Source organism: Halovenus rubra (genome assembly GCF_026586665.1).
Classification (GTDB): Archaea; Halobacteriota; Halobacteria; order Halobacteriales; family Haloarculaceae; genus Halovenus; species Halovenus rubra.
On record NZ_JAODIY010000010.1, the window covers coordinates 26,921 to 46,576 of the forward strand.

Sequence of the window (19,656 nt, forward strand, 5' to 3'; positions counted from 1 at the left end):
CTCTATCGACTGCCCAGATAGACAACTGACAAAAATATCGCTTTGAGTGAAGCATAGCGCGACCGGTTGCTCAGGGTAAGTGGAGTTCGATAGCCGCACCCTGCCCGAAGCCGACACACTCCGTTGCGAGTCCGAGTTCGGCGTCCCGGCGGTTCATCTCGTGGGCGAGTGTCACTGGCAGACGCGCACCCGACGCACCGAGCGGATGGCCGATGGCGATTGCACCGCCGTTGACGTTGAAGCTGTCGTCGTCAAATCCGAGTTCTTCCTGACAGTAGAGCGTTTGACTGGCAAAGGCCTCGTTCAGCTCAACGAGGTCGTAGTCATCGATATCGCGGCCGGTCCGTTCCGAGAGTTGGCGAACGGCGGGGACCGGGCCAATGCCCATAACTGTTGGGTCGACACCGGCGACGTTGTGGTCGCCAATTTCGGCGAGCACGTCGAAACCGTGCTCGTCGGCGAACTCACGGCTCGTGATGAGGAGACCGGACGCGCCGTCGGACACCTGCGAAGCGTTGCCCGGGGTGACCGTTCCCTCAGCCTTGAACACCGTTGGAAGCTCTGACAGTGCCTCGAGAGACGTCTCGGGACGGATACCCTCGTCTTTCTCGACCACGCCGTCGTCGGTTTCGATTGAAACGATTTCGTCAGCAAAGCGGCCCTCCTCAGTTGCTTTGGCAGCCCGTTGCTGGCTTCGGAGGGCGTACTCATCTTGTTCCTCGCGACTGATATCAAACTCCTCGGCGACCGTTTCGGCGGTCATACCCATCCCGAGTTCAGCGACGTTGTAGTCGTTGTTCAGGCGCGGATGTACGTTGTGCGTGTTCGCGCCCATCTCGACGCGACTCATCGACTCAACACCGCCAGCGATAAGACAGTCACGCTGGCCGGCGGCGATTGAATCAGCAGCACGCATCACGGCCTCAGCCGAGGAGGCACACCACCGGTTGACCGTGCTTGCCGGCGTTTCTTCACCGAGGTCTGACAGGAGCGCGATAACGCGGGCAAGATTGTTCCCTTGTTCGTCGCGTTGCTGGGCACAACCCCAAATCAGGTCATCGACATCCTCACCGGTTACTCCGGTTCGGTCAAGCATCTCATTGATAAGCGGGACTGAAAGGTCCTCGCTACGGACGCCCGCAAAAGCGCCGTCTTCTTTTCCCTGTGGTGTGCGAACCGCCTCGACGATAACGGGAGTGTTTGCTGACATACAACCCTATTGTGTAGTGACAGTGTTAAACACACTGGAACTGCAAACCCGTGGTGAACTGTTGTTTTGCCCGGAAGTAAAAAACCAATGACAGGTCAAATAGTAGACAGAGAACCGGTATCGACGCGTGTCAGACCCCAAAGCTCAATTGTCTCATCAACAAACCTGTGCAATAGTTCAAGAGACGGTCGCCACTACCGGATGTGATCCATGGGCCTTAGAGAGAACATTCCAGACTTCCTCCGTTCGCGGTATGCAGTCAAGCTGTTCATAGTTGCACTGCTCATCGTCGCAGTTATTGGGACAATAAGTACGATAATGGCACTGCAGGTCTCCGATGAAGTAACTGCCGGACAACTACAATCCATCGAGAGTAACACGGAACTCGAAGCGGATCAGCTCGCAAAGTGGTTCGAGGGCGAACAGGAGTCGATTCGTGTCCTTTCTGCTCACCGAGGTATCACCGGTGACAATATTATAATGACGCGAGGGACATTTCGATCTGAGCTGGCTCAACGGTCAGACGAAATCGTGGGTTTTCACCTTGTTGAACGGACAGCTAACTCATCGTCCAACGGGACAACAGAGCAGATTATCGTAAGCACGGATCAGCAACTTGAAGGCCAACAGCTCAGTGCAACAAACATCAATTGGGGCGAGGATACCAATGGTAACGAAATTTCGTTCACGTTCGACGGCCAAGATGACGTTCTTGTCTCGTGGGTGTATCTCGATAACGGTAATATGTCCGTTGCGATGGCGTCACCGACTCCGGACGGAGAACACGTCCTTATTGGCGAATACCAGCCGAGTGTACGCATCGGGGAATCAACACACGTTGTCAACGGGACCGATACTATCGTCCTTGGCGGTGTGAGCGCGTACGTGATGTTCGAAGCCGATAGCCCCAATGAGTTTCGGCCATACAAGGGCAACAGAACAACAACAGACGTTGGCACCCGTATTCTCGAACGCGATAACCAGTTTGCCCCATTGAGCGGGTCGAATATCGACGATAACGAGGTCAGAGGATACCACAGTGTGCCAAGCGAGGGGGTCAACTGGGTCGTCGTCAAAGAGGCACCGCGATCAAAGGCGCTCGCACTGACTGGTCAAGTCCAGCGAGACCTTGCAATCCTGTTCTGTGCGGTCTTTCTGGGGTTCCTCCTTATTGGTGCAGTCATTCACTTTGGACCAATTCGCTCAATCAAACGACTGGCTGGGCAGGCAGACGCCATCGCCGAAGGTGACCTCAGTGTCGAAATCGAAGATGAAGCACGAACCGACGAGATCGGCCAGCTCAGAGAGAGTTTCAGAAACACGAAACAGTATATCGAGACGATTACACGTCAGTCCGAAAAGCTGTCACAACAAGAGTTCGACTCCGAAATCCTTGATAAGGAGATACCTGGCCGTGTCGGCGAGTCAATGGCGGACATGCAGACTGACCTGAAACGATTTATCGACGAGATAGAAGAGGAGCGCGAGCGGTACACGACACTCGTCGAGCAGAGTAACGACGGCGTCGTCGTTGTTCAGGACGGACGGTGTGTGTTCACGAACGAACAGTTCCTCGAAATAACTGGGTACGACCACGATGGGCTCGTTGGTCGTAAGTTCGTGGATATCGTCGTACCGGCCGACCGTGACCTTGTCAAGGAGCGGTATCAACAGCAACTTATCGGAGAGTCGCCGCCGACGCAGTACGAGGTCGATATCGAAACACGCGATGGTGACCGGCGGACCGTCGAGCTATCGATTGCACGGATTGAACACGACGACGACCCCGCAGCACTGATTAATGTCCGTGATGTGACCGAACGGAAACACCGCGAGCAGCGGCTGGAAGTGTTTAATCGCGTGCTCCGTCACAACATTAGAAACCAGTCCGACATCGTCAAGAGTCACGCTGAGGTGTTGAGTGATCGCACGGACGACCGTCATGCACAACAGATTCAGGAATCTGCGGATCGGCTCGCGGTAATCGGGAATCGAGCGCGGACTATCGACCAAATAATATCACGGGACGTTCAGTCCTCGGAGGTTGACCTCTCGGACCTGTTACGGAGAATAGTTCGCCAGATCGATGCCGATGGTGTGACAGTTACGACTGAAATAACCGGCGCAGGATCGCTCGTGACTGATGAGTGGATTCTCGAAGCAGTACTTGAAAGTATGCTCCGTAACTCGTTGCTGTCCGCAGATTCGACGCTGACAATCGCTGCCGACGCGTACGAAGATGGCTACGTCTTCACGGTGGAAGACGACGGCTCCGGACTTCCCGAAGACGCTGTCGCAGCGCTGCAGGCTGGAACCGAAACAACCCACCAGCACAGTCGTCGGCTGCTTGGTCTCTGGCAACTCAAATGGGGCGTAGATAAACTCGCTGGCGAACTTGTGTTCGACGAAGGGCTGGAAACGACTGTCCAAGTGACGCTCCCGGATCGGAAAGAACACCCAGACCACACGCAGGAACGCGCGTCCTGAGAGATGTTTGCCTACGTTTAGAACAGACAATGATGCTCTGTTGAACATTGTCGAGAAAGGAGTTGACCACAGAGATATTGCCACTTCAGCCCCAAGTTACGATATGTCCGAAAAGAAATCCCAGAAGGCTCCAGTCACAGCAACACCGCCAGAGAGTCCGTTTCGGACGCTCGGCACCGACCATATCACCGTCTGGGGCTCTAACCCAAAGGCAACAATCGAGTACTACCGTGACCTACTCGGAATGTCGCTCGTCTTGCGCCAGCCGAACCTCGATGACCCCTCGCAGGAACACCTATTTTTCGATACTGGCGACGGAACGATTATTACGTTCTTCGTCAGTAGCGACCGTGAGGCAAACCCCAAGCCACAGCGTAACGGGGTCGGCGGTGTCCATCATCTCTGTTTCAACATCGACCCTGAGCGGTTCGAGGAAGTTGCTTTGGCGCTTGATGACGCCGGACAGTCCTACAACGTCTTCGACCGTGGAATTTTCTTTTCATTGTACACCCGCGACCACGACGGCTTGATGATTGAGCTTACCGCCGATAAGTTCGATATTCCCGACGACCGGAAGGGTGAGATACTCGCAAAAACCCAAGCGATTCGTATCAACCAAGAGGCCGAATACGCCAAGACACACCATCTCGAAGCTGCGCTTGAAGCGTTAGATATCGAAGCGACAGCCTACGATCTGCCCAACGCCACAAGTGGAGTCGGCGGGGTCAACTAATCAGTTCGCCACCCCAGAGGCAAAGACCGGTCAGTACGGACGGACGACTACCGTTGACACCGACTACTCACCCTTACGTTCATCAGAGAGTTTCTCCCAAATCTCGACACAGCCAATGCCACCATCAATATCGTCCAGATGATTATTCTCATCTGTTTCCTCAGCCTCATCCATATAAGTTGAACAGGACCGAGGCAGTATCTAGGTTGTGGTTGATAACATATCACACAGAACACCGTACAATAAACGAGAAACGGTTTTTGGCCCGAGTTTTACTTTCACTGCCCTTGGGGAGATTTTTATAGGATGGAAAAGCAAGTGTCGTATGTCTCCCACAGAAACACAAGCGGAGACAGTGAGCAACCGATGACCGAGACAGATTTGCATACGCACGCAGAAGAGATACACGAACAGTTTTCAGACCAGGTCGATATTACCGTCGAAGAGGTCGAAGAACGGCTGAATACGCTGGTCAACGAGTACAAAGTTCCGACAAGTGAAGCGCGCCGTAGCGTTGTGAACACGTACCTCGACGAAGCAGGGATGGAACGAGATGACCTTTCGGGCGGTGGCGGAAACGAACAAAAAGCCGTTGCTGATATCGACCATGCCGAGGAGTGGATTGATATCACAGCGAAGGTTGTCGAGCTCTGGGACGCAAGCAGCGATGCTGTCGCGCAGGTTGGCCTGCTCGGCGACGAGACCGGGACCGTCAAGTTCACAAAGTGGTCGAAATCCGACCTGACCGACCTCGAAGCTGGGTCAGTCTACGATCTCCGGAACGTTGTCACCGACGAGTATCAGGGGCGCTTTTCGGTGAAGCTCAATCGGACAACCACCATCGAAAAGCGCGACGAGGAGATTGAGGTTGGTGATGACTCCACCGAGGTCGAGGGGGCACTAGTTGACATCCAGTCCGGTTCTGGGCTTATCAAGCGCTGTCCCGAAGAAGACTGTACGCGCGTACTCCAGAACGGGCGCTGTTCCGAGCACGGTGAAGTCGAAGGCTCGTTCGACCTCCGAATCAAGGGTGTCATTGATGATGGAACCGATGTCCATGAGATTATTTTTAACCGCGAGGCGACCGAAGACCTTACTGGGATTACACTCGATACGGCACAGGAGATGGCGATGGACGCACTGGATACATCCGTTGTAGCCGACGAAATGCGCGAAAAAGTCCTCGGTCGATACTACCGGATCGTCGGCCCGACACTTGGCCGATATGTTCTGGCCAACGAGTTTGAGCAGTTAGAATCGCCAGCCGATTCTGAAGCTGTTCTCATCAAAGCGAGGTCGATATAATGTCGAGTGCACCAACCCGTGAAGTTGCCCGCCGTGTCTTCGCAGCAGAGTTCAACGACGCTACCTACACCTTCAAAGAGAGCGACGACGACCGTGCGCCGGTGTACGTTCTTTTGCCAACCGGCGAGCGTGCCAACCGTGTGTTTGTCGTCGGCACGCTTACAGAAACAGAGGACGTGGGCGAGGACTCCGAATACTGGCAGGGGCGTATTGTCGACCCGAACGGTGACACGTACTTCACGTACGCCGGGCAGTACCAGCCTGACGCCGCATCGATGCTCCGCGAGCTTGATGCACCGGAGTACGTCTCCGTCGTCGGCAAACCACGAACCTACGAGACCGACGAGGGCGAGGTAAACGTCTCTGTCCGTCCAGAGTCAATATCGACAGTCGACGAGGCAACTCGAGACCGCTGGGTCGTCGAAGCCGCCGAACGGACAGTAGAACGCATCAAGCGGTTCGAGGAAGACAGCCCTGATGAGTATGTCCAGATGGCCAAAGACGAGTACGACTTACCGACCGAAAGCTACCGTCAAGCCGCTGTCTCTGCGCTTGAAACCCTGCAGGAAGCCGAGACAAGCACAAACTGACTCCCGGTTTCGGGAGCTGTGAACGCTATCCAGACGGTTTCGGGCCTGGAAACCGCTGCCCAGGCTTCTTTTAATTATCGCTGTAACTCAGTAGTGTGATCGACACACTCGTCCTCGCCACAGTCGGAGTGATTGTCTTGGTTCCCAGCATCGCCATCGTCGGCGGGCGAACCGAGTTGCTGACTCACTACCCTGACAGTGGAGGCTCACAGCGGGTCCGGTACGGGGCCGGTGGTGCTCTCGTTGGATACAGCCTCTTTACCGTCGCCACCGCCTTTGCACTCGTCCGCACCGACCAGACCGGTCTACTCTGGGCTGGCTGGACTGTGTTGACTGTCGTGATTGGATTCGGTGTTAGTGTCTTTTCTGTCTCTCAGGGGGCGTAACTCTGACTCAGTGAGCGTCGTGTCAGCGGCCAGAGCCACGCTGTGACGAGTCACGTCATGCGTTTGTCTGACAAACGATTAAATGTGAGGAGTTATGAGTATCCAGTTGACAATGGGCAACAAGAATAAAACAATCTCCTTTCGCGTGAGCCAAGAGAAATTCGAAACCCTGCGCGACATCGCAGAGGAGCGTGATATTTCGCTTTCGGCAGTCTTCCGAGACTACGTAGATATGCTGGTTGCCCACGATGGTCAAGTTGAGGTCGTCCCAGAACACGAGCTTAAGGGGTCTTCCGAAAGCGACGAAATGAGTCAGAGCTTCCCGCCGAAAGTCAAGGTACCCAAGAGCTTCGTTCGTGAGCACGAGCGCCTCGAACTAGAAGCCGAGCATCTTCGCGAACAACTCGAAGAACACAAACGCTACGTGACAAAGCTCCGTCAGGAGCTCGACGAACACGATCAAGAAGACGTGGTCGACCTCGACGAGCTTGACGGCGACAAAGGGGAAGAGGAATCTCCCTACCGCATCGGAAACGAGTTCGAAGACTCCCTCTAGTTGACGGCGTTCTTTTTATACCCGACTGTCGTGGTTGGTAAGTGGCCTGTTGTCACTTCGTTGTCTATTCAAAGCATGCCACACAAAAAACAGAGTCAGTACCCACCACTATCGCATGGAAAGCGATTTAGCCAGCCTCCAGCAATGAGTCCGTAATGACACTGGCCGATTCAGACAGGGAACTCGTCGTTGCGGAACTCGGCCGCGAGCCGACAACCGCGGAAGCGGCACTCTTCGAAAACCTCTGGAGCGAGCACTGCGCCTATCGCTCCTCACGACCGCTGCTCTCGGCGTTTGATTCCGAAGACCAGCAGGTTGTTGTCGGGCCGGGCGACGACGCCGCAGTCGTCGCGTTACCGTCCGACGGAGACGATAAGACATACATCACGTTAGGCATCGAGAGTCACAATCATCCATCTTACGTCGACCCGTTTGATGGCGCAGCGACAGGCGTCGGCGGCATCGTCCGTGACACACTCTCGATGGGTGCCTACCCCATTGCGCTCGCGGACTCGCTGTATTTCGGTGATTTCGACCGCGAACACTCACGCTATCTCTTCGAGGGTGTCGTCGAGGGGATTAGTCACTACGGTAACTGTATCGGCGTCCCAACTGTCACCGGGAGCGTCGCGTTCCACGACGACTACGAGGGGAATCCGCTGGTCAACGTCGCCTGTGTCGGTCTTATCGAGGACGACGACCGACTGGTGACTGCAGAGGCTCAGGAACCGGGCAACACGCTCGTCCTTGTGGGCAACTCGACCGGCCGGGACGGCCTCGGTGGGGCATCCTTCGCCAGTGAGGACCTCTCCGAGGATGCCGAGACTGAGGACCGCCCTGCAGTCCAAGTGGGCGACCCCTACACGGAGAAACTTCTCATCGAGGCTAACGAACGCCTGATCGACGAGAATCTCATCGAGTCCGCGCGCGACCTTGGAGCTGCTGGGCTGGGCGGTGCAAGCAGCGAGATGGTCGCAAAAGGCGACCTCGGAGCACACATCAAACTCGACAAGGTTCACCAGCGCGAGCCGGGGATGAACGGTCTCGAAATCCTCATCTCCGAATCACAGGAGCGGATGTGTTACGAGGTCGACCCCGAAAACGTCGACCGCGTCCAGGAGATAGCCGAGCGCTACGACCTTGGCTGTTCGGTCATCGGCGAGGTCACCGAAGGCAACTACGTCTGTACCGTCACCGAAGGCGAAGACCAGGAACGCGAGACACTCGTGGATGTGGACGCGGAGTTCCTCGGCGAGGGCGCGCCGATGAACGACCTGACCATGGAAGAGCCGACCCAACCAGCGCGTGACCTGCCCGATATTGCGTTGACCGACGCATTCGAGGCAGTCCTGAGCAGCCCAAACACAGCGTCCAAACAGTGGGTTTACCGCCAGTACGACCACGAAGTACAAGTTCGGACGGCAGTCGCTCCGGGCGACGACGCCGCGGTGCTTGCGGTACGGGAAGCTGGCATAGATGCTGCTGAAGCGGCAAGCGATAGTGACGACGAGACAGGCGTCGGGTTGGCATTCTCGTCCGGGGCCGACCCCAACTGGACCGACGCCGCGCCATACGAAGGTGCACGCGCAGTCGCACTGGAAAACGCCACGAACGTTGCCGCTAAAGGAGCAACCCCACTGGCAGCAGTCAACTGTCTTAACGGTGGAAACCCCGAGAAGTCAGACGTATACGGTGGCTTTGGCAGTATCGTTGACGGCCTCGCCGATATGTGCTCGACTCTCAACACACCGGTCGTCGGTGGGAACGTCTCGCTGTACAATGACTCCCCGAGCGGTCCGATTCCACCGACGCCGACGCTTGCACTCGTTGGAACAAAAGACGGATACGATGCACCGTCACTGTCGCTTGATGGCACGGGCGAGCTTCTCGTCGTCGGCGACTACGCACTAGCCCAAGCGACCACAGCACGGCTCGGTGGCTCAGAGTATCTCGCACAGTTCGACGGCTCCGATACATTCCCGACACTTCCAGAGACACCAGACGAGCTCATCGAAACGATTGCAGCGGTGGCCGACGCCGAGTCAACTTGTGCTACACACGACGTGAGCCATGGCGGCCTTGCCGTCACGCTTGCAGAGATGGTTACCGCCGACGCAGGCGCAGCTGTTGAAATATCCGGCCCGAACGCGACTGAGTTGCTCTTTCACGAGCAGGCGGGGCGCGTCGTCATCGAGACGACCAAACCCGAACAGGTCCGAGACGCGTTCGATGGTGTCGCACCGGTGACACAGATAGGGCGTGCAACCGACAGCGGGACGCTCTCGTTATCGGCTGGTGATTCAACGATTCACGTCGACGACGATACGATTGCCGAGTATCGGGAAACTATCGGGGAAGAACTGGCATAATACGAAGGTACCGACGCGACACAGCAGTTATCAACGAGGCCAGCGAGTACCCTCGGATTTATATCCTCGCGGCGGAACATCCACAGCATGGAGATACCGGACACAATCAAACAGCGACTCGGAGACGAGGAGCTGGAGTCCGCGGTCAACCTCGGGGATGAAGACATTATCTGTTTCACCCCGTCCCGGACACTCCTCTACCGTGGGGAGGGGTTGTTGAGTGACGATTCACTAGACACATACGACCACGATGTCGAGCGCCTAGATATCTCAGAAGGACGGCGAAAGACATCGTTCACACTTACGTACGTCGACAGCGAGAAGCGGTTTACTGTCGCCGGCGACCGGACCGAAGCAGTGCTTGAGCGTCTGATCGCGGGCGTCCTCAAGGACTCAGATGTGACAGCGAGTGGTGAAGATATCGAAGGCGTCTTTCGGTTCAGTGAGCTGACGCTCATCATCACCGACAAGCGCATCATCAAACACGTCGGCTCGTACCTCTGGGACGCAGATTACGAGGAGTATCCGTACGCAAACGTGACACAGCTTGAATTCGAGGAGGGAAGTGTCGCAACCTCCATCGTCATCTCTGTCGATGGAAGGCCACAACGAATCAAGGCACCGCGTGGCGACGATGCAGTCATCCGACGTGCGCTTACAACTGCCCTGTTCAGCTACTATGAAGTCGACACACTCGACCAGCTCAACAGTGTTATCAGCGACGACAGCGCGACGACCAGCGAGAGTGGGTCCTCACTCTCTTCAGATATCGAACTTGACGACACCATTGACCCACTAGTTACGTCCGACGACGACGAAGACGTTACGCCACTCACTGAGGAAGAAACGACAACAGACCTAAACACAGAGACCACTGCCGAGTCCGCTGATTCCGGGCCGACCACACAGACCAGTACCACAGATCGACAGGCAGCCACAAACGAGCCGGAGCCGACACGCACCGTCGATACGCACCCAGAAGAACACACCAACTCAAGCAGTGCCGACCAGACACCGACACCGGTCCAGACCGAGGTAGCAGTTGACCCGGATGATATCGAAGCGATGAAATCGCGCCTCGCGACGCTGACAAAGGTCTCCAAACGCCAAAACGAGCTGCTCAAAGAACAGCAAGAAACGATAACCCAACTCGTCGAGGAGCTACGACGCCAGCAGTGAGAGTCTTACCATCCTGTACCGCCTCTTACTCTCGGCCAGTCACTTTCCGGATACACGACGAGCCGAAAGGACCGTGCTCGCCTGCATCAAACTCGATAAAATAGCCGGTGGTGATACTTGTCCCACAGCGACGGCAAACGAACTCGCCCTCGCGCGAGGTAACGTCGGCCTCAAAGCTTACGAACTGTCCGCTTGTGGAGCGAATCAGGCCATCCTCGCGTTCGATGATGCCACGGAGTTCAGCCGTATCGAGAATTTCTCGTGTCACTGCGGGGTCGGTGGTCAGTGTCTCTAATCGGTCGAGTGCCTCCTTGAGCGAGAGTTTTGGGTCTTCGAGATGGGCGAGCAACTCGACACCGAGTTCAACTGTCTCCGTTAGCGGGTCCTCATCGTGCCCGGACACAAACGAACGCTTGGACGCCGGGTACAAAGTGTTTATCTCGACAGCCGACGCCGCGTGACGAGCGGGACCACAAAACGTTTGTCGTCAGGGGAACGTTGTTTCGATGATGAAACGGGCGACAGTCCGCCAGCTTATTGGACTGACGGGCCTCTGTGGACTCGCCGCCGTGGCCGCAGTGCTGTTCTCTGTCGACACCGTTATCTCCGAACTCGAAGGACTGGCCTCTCGCCCACTGCTTTTTTGCCTTGCGCTTGGAATTGTCTACCTTGTTCGACCGTTCCTGCTGTGGCCCGTCTCCTCGCTCGCGCTCGCGCTTGGGTTCCTGTATGGTGCCGCGATTGCGTTTCCGCTCGCGCTGGCTGGGGCAGCGCTGTCGGCGCTCCCACCGTATCTTATCGGTCGATACGCACAGACCGATATCGGGCTGTTCGGCGCTATCGGTCACTCTGGTGAGGCCTTCGTCGCGACCGTTGGGGAGTTCCGGGGTGTCGTCGCTGCCCGTTTCTCACCGGTCCCAGGTGACCCAATTTCGTACGGTGCTGGGCTGACTGGTGTCTCTCTGCAGCCGTTTCTCTCGGGAACGGTCGTCGGTGAGGTGCCATGGGCGCTTGTGACCGTCTTCACCGGCGCGTCAATGCGAAGCCTGTCGCTGTCAGAGTTCGCCGTAAGCCCAGAACTAGTTGTCGCTCTTGCAGGACTGACAGTCATTTTGCTTGCAGGGCCGCTGTACAACTACTACAGAGGCGAGCGGCGGACAGGTGCACCGACAGTCTCACAGGACTGAGCCCGTGTCAGTAAAACGTATCAGAGCAGTCGTAGACAATACCGTGTTCCGGACAGACGTACTTGCAGTGACGGTGGTTCATCGGTCGGTCACAGATCGGACACGGACGGCCACCGTCATTCATGGCTCCGTAGTGTCTTAGCACTCGCTCCAGCCACAGGACTCACAGGTCTTGCAGCCTTCGGCGTAGTACAGCGAGAGCGAGCCACAGTCAGGACATTCCGGACTTTCGCCCGCCTCGATGATAGTCTGGTGGTCGGACTCGATACTTGCGGCGTCTTGTCCGACAGCACCGCCGTCAGTCTCCGGACCGGTCGACTCGACGGCAGCGTCGTTTCTCTGTTCATCTTGTGGTTCGCCAGCAGTCTCTTCGAGCGTCGCTTGGTCAGGGTATGCCTTGTCGACCTCGTCATCGAGGTAGCGCCGAAGGGCGGTCCCGAAGGCGTCAGGGATCGAGTTGATTTGCTCGCCTTTATCCCAGGCAACCTTCGGTGAGCGGATACCCTGCAGTTTGTCGACGATTTCGTAGGGGTCGACACCAGAGCGCAATGCGACCGAGATAGTCTTGGCTAGCGCGTCAGTAAAGGAGTTGGTGAAGCCACCAGAGTGACCCGTGTTGGCGAACAGCTCGAATGGCTCGCCTGTCTGTGGGTCCTCGTTAGTGGTGACATAGAGCTTGCCGTAGCCGGTATCGATACGCTGTGTGATGCCATGAAGCTGGTCAGGCCGTGGCTTCTTTTCGGCGTAGAGCGAGCCGCTGTCAAAGAGGTCATCTAGGTCTGCTTCGAGCTCTGCACGGACATCTTCGTTGTCGAGGAAGTCCTCAATGCCACCGAATAGCTCCTGAATCTGCTCGACGATGGCTTCGGCGGCCTCGTCTTCATCGGAGAATTCGGTGTTCTGGGCACGGGTGGTCAACACCTGCTTCGAGCGTGTCCCGTCACGGTAGTAGGTGACGCCCTTGCCACCGTTCTCGTAGATATACTCGAAGACCTCCTTTGCATCGGCGACCGTCGAGTCGTTTGGTGCGTTGACCGTCTTCGAGATAGCTGAGTCGACGCCCTGCTGACAGGCTGTCTGGACGCCTGCGTGTTGCTTGGCCGAGAGATCACCGGTCGTCACGAACAGCTCTCCGACAGCGTCCGGAACCGTCTCCAAGCCATCGACACCATCGAAGTTGTTGGTTGCCATCTGCTCTTGGGCTTCTTGCTTGACCGCTTCAACGTCGATGTCGTTGTCCTCAAGCGTGCGCAGGAAGTAGTCGTCAAATTCGACGAGCATCTCGTCGCCCTGCACGTCGTCAGAGACGTTCTTGTAGTAGGCGACGTTGTAGATAGGTTCACAGCCACCAGTGGTGTTACCGACCATGCTGGTCGTCCCGGTTGGCGCAATCGTTGTCGTGTTGTGGTTGCGGATGGCGAAGCCGTCTTCCCACTCATCGGCATCGAGACCGGTTTGTTTTTCGAACCACTCACGGTATTCGGTCGGGTTGGCGAACTTCGAGTTGTCCCACTCAGCGAACGTACCACGTTTCTGTGCAAGTTCGTGGCTTGTCCATTTTGAATGGTGGTTGATGTGAGTCATGAGCTGGCGTGCGACCTCGTTTGCCGGGTCGCTCCCGTATTTCAGGCCGAGCTGGATGTACAGTTGTGCCAGCCCCATGATACCCAGCCCAATCTTACGCATCTCTCGGACTTTCTGTTCGATTTTATCGACCGGGAAATCTGACATGGTGACCACGTTCTCCAAGAAGCGAGTCCCCATTTCGATACGGCGGTCGAATTCATCCCAGTCGATGGCAGCATCGAGGAAGGCCATAATGGCGTCGTCGCGGCTCTCGAACTCGTCAGCGTGCTCATCAGCCCAGACACGCCAGTCGGGCGTGTCCTGAGAAGCGAGCGTCGAGAGGTTGATGTGCCCGAGATTACAGGCTTCGTACTCCTCAAGTGGCTGTTCGCCGCACGGATTCGTCGCCAGAATCTGGTGGTCAGGGTGTTTCTCAACGTCAAAAGAGTGCTCTTTGTTCACTCGTTCGAGATAGATGACACCAGGTTCACCGTTTTCGTGAGCACCCTCGACAATGCGGTCCCACACTTCTCCAGCGGGCACCGAAAGCACCTCACCGACCTCGACGTGTTCGCCAAGACCGAACATATCGTACAGTTCTTTCGTTTCCTCGGTAGCGATATGTGGTTTCTCGGTCCGTGGGTTGGTGAACGTGTACTCTTCGTCGTTTTTGACGGCTTCCATGAACTGGTCGGTGATGCCAACCGAGATGTTGAAATTCGAGAGGTGGCCCTCAACAGCGTTCCGGAGGTGCTCCGGAACGCGCCCGTCGTCATCGATTAGTTCACGAGCTTCATCCAGTGCATCGGTAAAGGAGTTATGTGTGAAGTCGTCGGGATCGTTGAGACGAAGCGTGTTCGCAAGCGAGACATCTTTGTTCTTTGCGTGGATGAACTGGATGACGTCTGGGTGTGAGACACGCATGACACCCATCTGTGCGCCACGGCGTGCCCCGCCTTGTGCGATTGTCTCACACATTTGGTCGTACGTACGCATGAACGTGATTGGGCCGGACGCGATACCGCCCGTTGACCCGACTGCGTCGCCGTAGGGACGAAGTTTCCAGAACGCATACCCCATACCTCCGCCGGACTGGAATACTTGGGCTGCCTCCTTGGCTGTCTGATGAATATCGTCAATGTCGTCGGCCGGCGAATCGACGAAGCAGGCCGACAGCTGCTGGAGTTCGTCGCCAGCGTTCATCAGCGTCGGACTGTTTGGCATGAACGACAGTTTCTCCATACTCTCCTGAAACTCGGCTGCGACGCTTTCGACGTGGTCCTGAACGCTGTCGGGCAAATCCCCAACAATCGTCTCGTAGGAGAATTTGTTGACGTTGTACTCCGAGAGAACGGTTTCAACGTCGTCGTCAGCCGTGACACCTTTTCCGAAGACTTCAGCAGCGAGTTCGTCGCGCCGTGGGTGGTCTGGCTTGAGCTGGTCCGGCGTCACCGTAACTTCGATATCTTGTTTACGCGCCTCAAAAACAGCTTCTGCAAGCGAAATGTTCTTCGCAACGCGCTCGAAGAGGTCTGCCTGTGATTCGGTAACGTCACCGTCGGCATCTTTTCGGAGATATCGGGCCGGGAGAATATTGTGATATGCGTTACCGGTGAGTCGTTCTTCGAGCGTGTCTCCATCCGTTCGTTTGATCGGTAGCGTCAGTTCGTCAGCCGCGAGCTCCTGACTCATACGGAGTCACCACGCTGCGCTGTCTGACGGGCGATACACCCTTCCTGTAGCGTTCCCTTGGCTATCATTTGTGACGGAAATTCCTTTCGTGACGGGACCCAATAAGGGTTCTGTCCTGCGATTGTTAATAACTTCTGACAGTTGCGACTGTGTTGATTACTGCACTGCGAGACACCTCACTCACGGGTGTAACCTCGCTGGCTTATACTGATGGGAGAAAGCCTCTTAACAGTTCGTAGACCAGAGTGAAAGTAAACAGTACACGGCAGATATCGGTGACAGCAGCGGGATATCCAGCTGAACAGATGGGGGGTTTCATGTGGAGGTTTCCCCAGTTGTGGTTACCGAGATAACCGCCAGTTCACCACCAACCACGTGCCAGTTCGTCAAGGCGATAAGCAAACTCGCATCGCTAAATATGTCCGAAATTATATATGTGTTAGGAAATTTCGGATAACATCGTGGCCGACCGCGGTGAGCACCGATTCAGGGTGGAACTGAACACAGGCGAGAGGGTACTCGTGGTGGCGAATTCCCATGACGAGTTCGTCTCCGTCGACTGTCGTTGTCGCAGTGACAGCAAAGCAGTCAGGAACATCCGTCGCAATCAAGGAGTGATATCGCCCAGCTTGGAACTCCTCTTCGAGTCCACGATAGACGCCCGCGCCGTCGTGGTCGATTGGGAATGCCTTGCCGTGAACTGGTTCGGGTGCCCGACCCACGTTGCCACCGTAGGTGTGGACTGCAGCTTCCAATCCCAGACAGACGCCAAGCGTCGGTACCTCAGGGCTTACTTCGCGGAGTACATCGGCGCTGACACCCACATCACGGTCGTTGGCCGGGTGGCCCGGACCCGGCGAAATAACGATTGCATCGGGGTCGGCCTGACGTATAGCCGATAGATCGGCTGTGTTCCGAACGACCGTTACCTCTGTGTGCTCACGTACTGTTTCAGTAGTATCAGCCTCAGAATCAGGCGACGAGGTATGATTCGCCTCCTCGACGTACTCCACAAGGTTGTACGTAAACGAGTCGAAGTTGTCGATAAAGAGAACCCGCTTTGTGGTGGTTCCAGTCATCGACTCACCTCCGGTGTCTCTGTCTCGATTCGCTCTAATGCCGAAAGGACACCGTCCATCTTCTTTTCTGTCTCCTCGTACTCCGCAGTCGGATCACTGTCTGCGACGACGCCCGCACCTGCCCGAACAGTGATACGCTGTGATTCTGCCGTCTCCTCGATAGTTGCCGTCCGGATGACAATAGCGAAGTCGGTATCGCCCTGCCACGAGACGTAGCCGACGCCACCCCCGTAGACGCCTCGCTGTGTGGATTCGAGGTCGTCGATGAGTTCCATCGCACGCATCTTTGGCGCGCCCGCGAGCGTTCCTGCTGGGAACGATGCCCGCACTGCATCGAACGCATCGGCATCGGCAGCCAGCGTTCCGGTCACCGTAGACTCGATGTGCTGGACGTGAGAGTATTTGAGGACGTTCATGAACTCTTGGACGCGGACGCTTCTGGGTTCAGCAACCCGGCGAACATCGTTGCGTGCGAGGTCGACCAACATGGTGTGCTCTGCTCGCTCCTTGTCGTCGGCAAGCATCTCGCCAGCCAGTCGGCGGTCCTCGACAGGACTTGACCCTCGCGGACAGGTACCGGCAATCGGGTTCGAGACAACACGTCGGTTTCCAACCGAAACGAGTGTCTCGGGGCTCGCGCCGACAATAGACCGGTCGCCATACGAGAGGACGTACATGTACGGCGAGGGGTTGATATCTCGTAACGCCTCGTATAATCCAAGCGGGTCAATATCTCCGTACAGCTCTCGCGTGCGTGAGATGACTCCCTGATAAATTTCGCCGTCAAAAACAGCCTCTTTGGCCGTCTCGACAGCATCCTCATACACCGACTGGTCGCCTGCTACCTCGTTGTCTCGCTGGAATCCTTCCGTTTCGAGGGGGTTGGCTTCGGCTAGCAGTGTCTGTATGTGGTCGAGGTCTGTGATAAGTTCGTCGTAGCGCTGGCCAGCGTCCTCGTCGGGACGGACCACTGGTGTACAGACGAGCGAGAGAGTTCCCTCGGCGTGGTCGAATGCGAGCGTCCGGGTCGTGAGCACAAACTGTGCATCGGGTCCATCAGACGCAGGTTGCTCAACGCCGACCTCAGAGAGGTGGAGGTCATAGACAGCATCGTAGGCCAGAAATCCCACAAGCCCGCCATCGAGATGTTGGCGGTCACGGTCAGGTACCCCTCGTAGCTCCACGTCTGGCATGGCATCACGCACTGTATCCAGCGTGTCCCCGCCGTTTGTCGTGACTAATCCCTCATACCGCTCGTCAAGAATATCGAGGTCTGCCTCGCCGTCATTGACCGTAATAACAGCGGCAGGGTCGTAGCCGACAAACGAAAACCGTGCGTGGCGTTCCTCTGGCGCGGCTGTGAAGGCGCCATCGGGGTCACTGGAGGGGACTTTTTCGGCGCTTTCGAGGAGGAAGCTGTACTGTGCAGTTTCGGTGTCAGCCGTCCGACCTGTGACCGCCGCATACACATCAAGCGGGTCGGTGTCAACACCGAGTTCCGCCGCAACTCTGACCACAGCCGGACCATCGGTGTCTGCCATTTCGACGAACTCCTCGCGGTCTACACCAAACGTCGGTCTTGCTGTCATCAGGCAGACACCTCCGGCCGAGTCGCCCGGCGGACAAACGTGGCAATAGCATCGTGGCTCTTGTGCCCGTCCGTACGTTCGACGCCTGTAGCCGTATCAACCGCGAACGGCTCAACCGTTTTGACCGCACGCCCGACGTTCTCCGGTGTCAACCCGCCTGCGAGCAGAACCGGCGTCTCAGCTCTATCGACCAGTTGACGCGTTCGCTCCCAGTCATGGGTATCGCCAGTTCCGCCTGCGCCGTCCGCATCGGTTGAATCGACTAAAACGGCATCAACGACATCTGTAACAGCCATCACATCTTCGTCGTGTACGTCGACAACACCAATGACGGCTGCGTCAACGCGGTCAGTGAGTTGTGCCAACTCAGCCGGTGTGAGGCCACCGTGAATCTGAAGCGTGTCAGCACCGATACGCTCGTGCAGGGCAACTGCATCAGTCACCGACTCGGGCATCGTCACCAACACTGTATTTGCGAGTGGCGGTGCACCCGAAACGAGGGTGGCTGCCTGCTCCGGCGAGAGTTCCCGAGGTGTATCGACGGGAACATCGACAATGAAGCCAAGCGCATCTGCGCCCGCTCTTATGGCTGCGTCGCGGTCAGACCCGTTTGTGAGGCCACAGATTTTGACCCTCGTTCGCTCGCCAGCGGTCATGTTTGTGCAGTCACGCCACAGAGGTCATCAAGTTTCTTGGCCGCACTTCCAGAGTCAATACTCTCACGAGCTAATTCGATACCCTCGGTAAGTGAGTCGGCAGTGTCAGTGACATACAGTGCTGCACCTGAGTTAGCAAGGATGATATCTCGTTTTGGTCCGTCGATTTCGCCGGTGATAATCCCGCGGAGGTCCGCAGCGTTTTCTTCGGGCGTTCCCCCCGCGATGCGCTCGATTGCAGCGCGTTCGAGTCCGAGGTCAGCAGGCGACAGGGTGTACTCGGTGACAGTTTCGCCCTCAACTTCGGCAACAGTCGTCTCGTCGTGAATCGCAATTTCATCAAGCCCGGAGCCGTGAACAACCATCGCTCGCTCGACAGACATTCTCGATAGTGCACGTGCGAGGACAGGGACGAGGTCGGGATCATAGACACCGACAACCTGTGCTTCGGCCTCAGCAGGGTTCGTCAGCGGCCCGAGCAGGTTGAAAATCGTCCGCATCCCGAGTTCCCGACGCGGGCCAATAACAGCCTTCATCGCCGGATGGAATACCGGCGCGAGCATGAAACCGATGCCATCAGCTTCGATGTCAGCTTCGACGGCCGACGGTTCGGCATCGACAGTGACTCCAACTTCCTCTAAGACATCCGCGCTGCCCGATGATGACGAGACAGAGTAGTTGCCGTGTTTGGCGACCGGCACACCTGCACCCGCAACTACCATCGCACTTGTCGTCGAGACGTTGATTGTGTCGTAGTCATCGCCACCGGTCCCACAGGTGTCAACCATCCCGTCACAGTCGGGACGTATCGTTCGGGCGACCGCGCGCATCCCTTGAGCAAAACCCGCAATCTCCGCCTCGGTTTCGCCTTTCGCTCGCAGTGCGCTCATGAGTGCACCCATCTGTGCTTCCGTAGCCTCCTCAAAAACTAGGCGTGAAGCCTCCCGCGCCTCCGCCTGCGTGAGGTCTTTCCCGGCGGTAACACGCTCGATATATTTTCTCATTTTATCTCACCAATGTACGATTTAGGTATACAATGAACAAATAAGTACAACAACTTAAGCGTGTCGTC

Annotated in this window: 17 protein-coding genes and 1 pseudogene; 9 read left to right on the plus strand and 9 right to left on the minus strand. The window is 56.6% G+C overall.

Translation table 11 applies throughout. The features are described 5' to 3' along the window. Positions 1 to 70: 70 nt before the first annotated feature. Positions 71 to 1,210: a thiolase family protein gene (locus N5098_RS09385; RefSeq protein WP_267637573.1), complete on the minus strand. Its 1,140-nt coding sequence runs from the start codon at positions 1,208 to 1,210 to the stop codon at positions 71 to 73. 210 nt (positions 1,211 to 1,420) lie between these two features. Between N5098_RS09385 and N5098_RS09390 the strand changes: the two genes are divergently transcribed. Together N5098_RS09390 and N5098_RS09395 are read left to right on the plus strand one after the other, a co-directional pair. Next, positions 1,421 to 3,697: a sensor histidine kinase gene (locus tag N5098_RS09390; RefSeq protein WP_267637574.1), complete on the plus strand. Its 2,277-nt coding sequence runs from the start codon at positions 1,421 to 1,423 to the stop codon at positions 3,695 to 3,697. A 103-nt stretch (positions 3,698 to 3,800) separates the two neighbouring features. After that, entirely contained in the window at positions 3,801 to 4,430 is a 630-nt protein-coding gene (locus tag N5098_RS09395) for a VOC family protein (RefSeq protein WP_267637575.1), read from the plus strand. A 63-nt stretch (positions 4,431 to 4,493) separates the two neighbouring features. Here the strand turns inward: N5098_RS09395 and N5098_RS17795 are convergent, their stop codons facing one another. Beyond that, the gene (locus N5098_RS17795) at positions 4,494 to 4,604 is read right to left on the minus strand and encodes a DUF8595 family protein (protein ID WP_497007450.1); all 111 of its coding nucleotides are present in this window, start codon (positions 4,602 to 4,604) and stop codon (positions 4,494 to 4,496) included. Between the two features lie 192 nt (positions 4,605 to 4,796). Here N5098_RS17795 and N5098_RS09400 point away from each other — a divergent pair, with 192 nt between their 5' ends. The 6 genes and pseudogenes from N5098_RS09400 (at position 4,797) to N5098_RS09425 (ending at position 10,815) form a co-directional block, all read left to right on the plus strand. Continuing rightward, positions 4,797 to 5,735: a replication factor A gene (locus N5098_RS09400; RefSeq protein ID WP_267637577.1), complete on the plus strand. Its 939-nt coding sequence runs from the start codon at positions 4,797 to 4,799 to the stop codon at positions 5,733 to 5,735. Further along, entirely contained in the window at positions 5,735 to 6,325 is a 591-nt protein-coding gene (locus tag N5098_RS09405) for an RPA family protein (protein ID WP_267637579.1), read from the plus strand. Before N5098_RS09400 ends, N5098_RS09405 begins: the two co-directional genes overlap by 1 nt. Before the next feature lie 95 nt (positions 6,326 to 6,420). Then, positions 6,421 to 6,711, plus strand: coding sequence for a hypothetical protein (locus N5098_RS09410; RefSeq protein ID WP_267637581.1), 291 nt, complete (start codon positions 6,421 to 6,423; stop codon positions 6,709 to 6,711). 112 nt (positions 6,712 to 6,823) lie between these two features. After that, complete coding sequence (locus N5098_RS09415) at positions 6,824 to 7,267, plus strand: DUF8146 domain-containing protein (RefSeq protein ID WP_267637582.1); 444 nt, start codon at positions 6,824 to 6,826, stop codon at positions 7,265 to 7,267. A gap of 152 nt (positions 7,268 to 7,419) precedes the next feature. After that, positions 7,420 to 9,636, plus strand: a pseudogene (gene purL, locus N5098_RS09420) (phosphoribosylformylglycinamidine synthase subunit PurL); the annotation flags it as partial. Between the two features lie 87 nt (positions 9,637 to 9,723). Beyond that, a complete protein-coding gene (locus N5098_RS09425) occupies positions 9,724 to 10,815 on the plus strand; it encodes a DUF7115 domain-containing protein (protein WP_267637585.1) in 1,092 nt (363 codons plus the stop codon). A gap of 25 nt (positions 10,816 to 10,840) precedes the next feature. Here N5098_RS09425 and N5098_RS09430 read toward each other — a convergent pair whose 3' ends face one another. Then, positions 10,841 to 11,218 (minus strand): DUF5830 family protein, encoded by a 378-nt coding sequence (locus N5098_RS09430; RefSeq protein WP_267637586.1) that lies wholly within the window; start codon positions 11,216 to 11,218, stop codon positions 10,841 to 10,843. A 106-nt stretch (positions 11,219 to 11,324) separates the two neighbouring features. Between N5098_RS09430 and N5098_RS09435 the strand changes: the two genes are divergently transcribed. Beyond that, positions 11,325 to 12,002, plus strand: a complete 678-nt coding sequence (locus N5098_RS09435; RefSeq protein WP_267637588.1) for a TVP38/TMEM64 family protein — start codon at positions 11,325 to 11,327, stop codon at positions 12,000 to 12,002. A 7-nt stretch (positions 12,003 to 12,009) separates the two neighbouring features. Here N5098_RS09435 and N5098_RS17450 read toward each other — a convergent pair whose 3' ends face one another. From N5098_RS17450 to trpD, 6 genes are all read right to left on the minus strand, one after another. Further along, a complete protein-coding gene (locus tag N5098_RS17450) occupies positions 12,010 to 12,126 on the minus strand; it encodes an HVO_2523 family zinc finger protein (protein ID WP_303651903.1) in 117 nt (38 codons plus the stop codon). A gap of 14 nt (positions 12,127 to 12,140) precedes the next feature. Further along, positions 12,141 to 15,260, minus strand: a complete 3,120-nt coding sequence (locus tag N5098_RS09440) for an adenosylcobalamin-dependent ribonucleoside-diphosphate reductase (RefSeq protein WP_267637590.1) — start codon at positions 15,258 to 15,260, stop codon at positions 12,141 to 12,143. 428 nt (positions 15,261 to 15,688) lie between these two features. Then, on the minus strand, positions 15,689 to 16,339 hold the full coding sequence (gene trpG, locus N5098_RS09445) for an anthranilate synthase component II (RefSeq protein ID WP_267637592.1): 651 nt from the start codon (positions 16,337 to 16,339) through the stop codon (positions 15,689 to 15,691). After that, the gene (gene trpE, locus N5098_RS09450; protein ID WP_267637594.1) at positions 16,336 to 17,928 is read right to left on the minus strand and encodes an anthranilate synthase component I; all 1,593 of its coding nucleotides are present in this window, start codon (positions 17,926 to 17,928) and stop codon (positions 16,336 to 16,338) included. The genes trpG and trpE overlap by 4 nt, the downstream gene beginning before the upstream one ends. After that, positions 17,928 to 18,584 carry a phosphoribosylanthranilate isomerase gene (locus N5098_RS09455; protein ID WP_267637595.1) on the minus strand — a complete coding sequence of 219 codons (657 nt, stop codon included), beginning with the start codon at positions 18,582 to 18,584 and terminating at the stop codon, positions 17,928 to 17,930. Before N5098_RS09455 ends, trpE begins: the two co-directional genes overlap by 1 nt. Next, positions 18,581 to 19,588: an anthranilate phosphoribosyltransferase gene (gene trpD, locus N5098_RS09460; protein WP_267637597.1), complete on the minus strand. Its 1,008-nt coding sequence runs from the start codon at positions 19,586 to 19,588 to the stop codon at positions 18,581 to 18,583. Before trpD ends, N5098_RS09455 begins: the two co-directional genes overlap by 4 nt. Positions 19,589 to 19,656 lie beyond the last annotated feature (68 nt).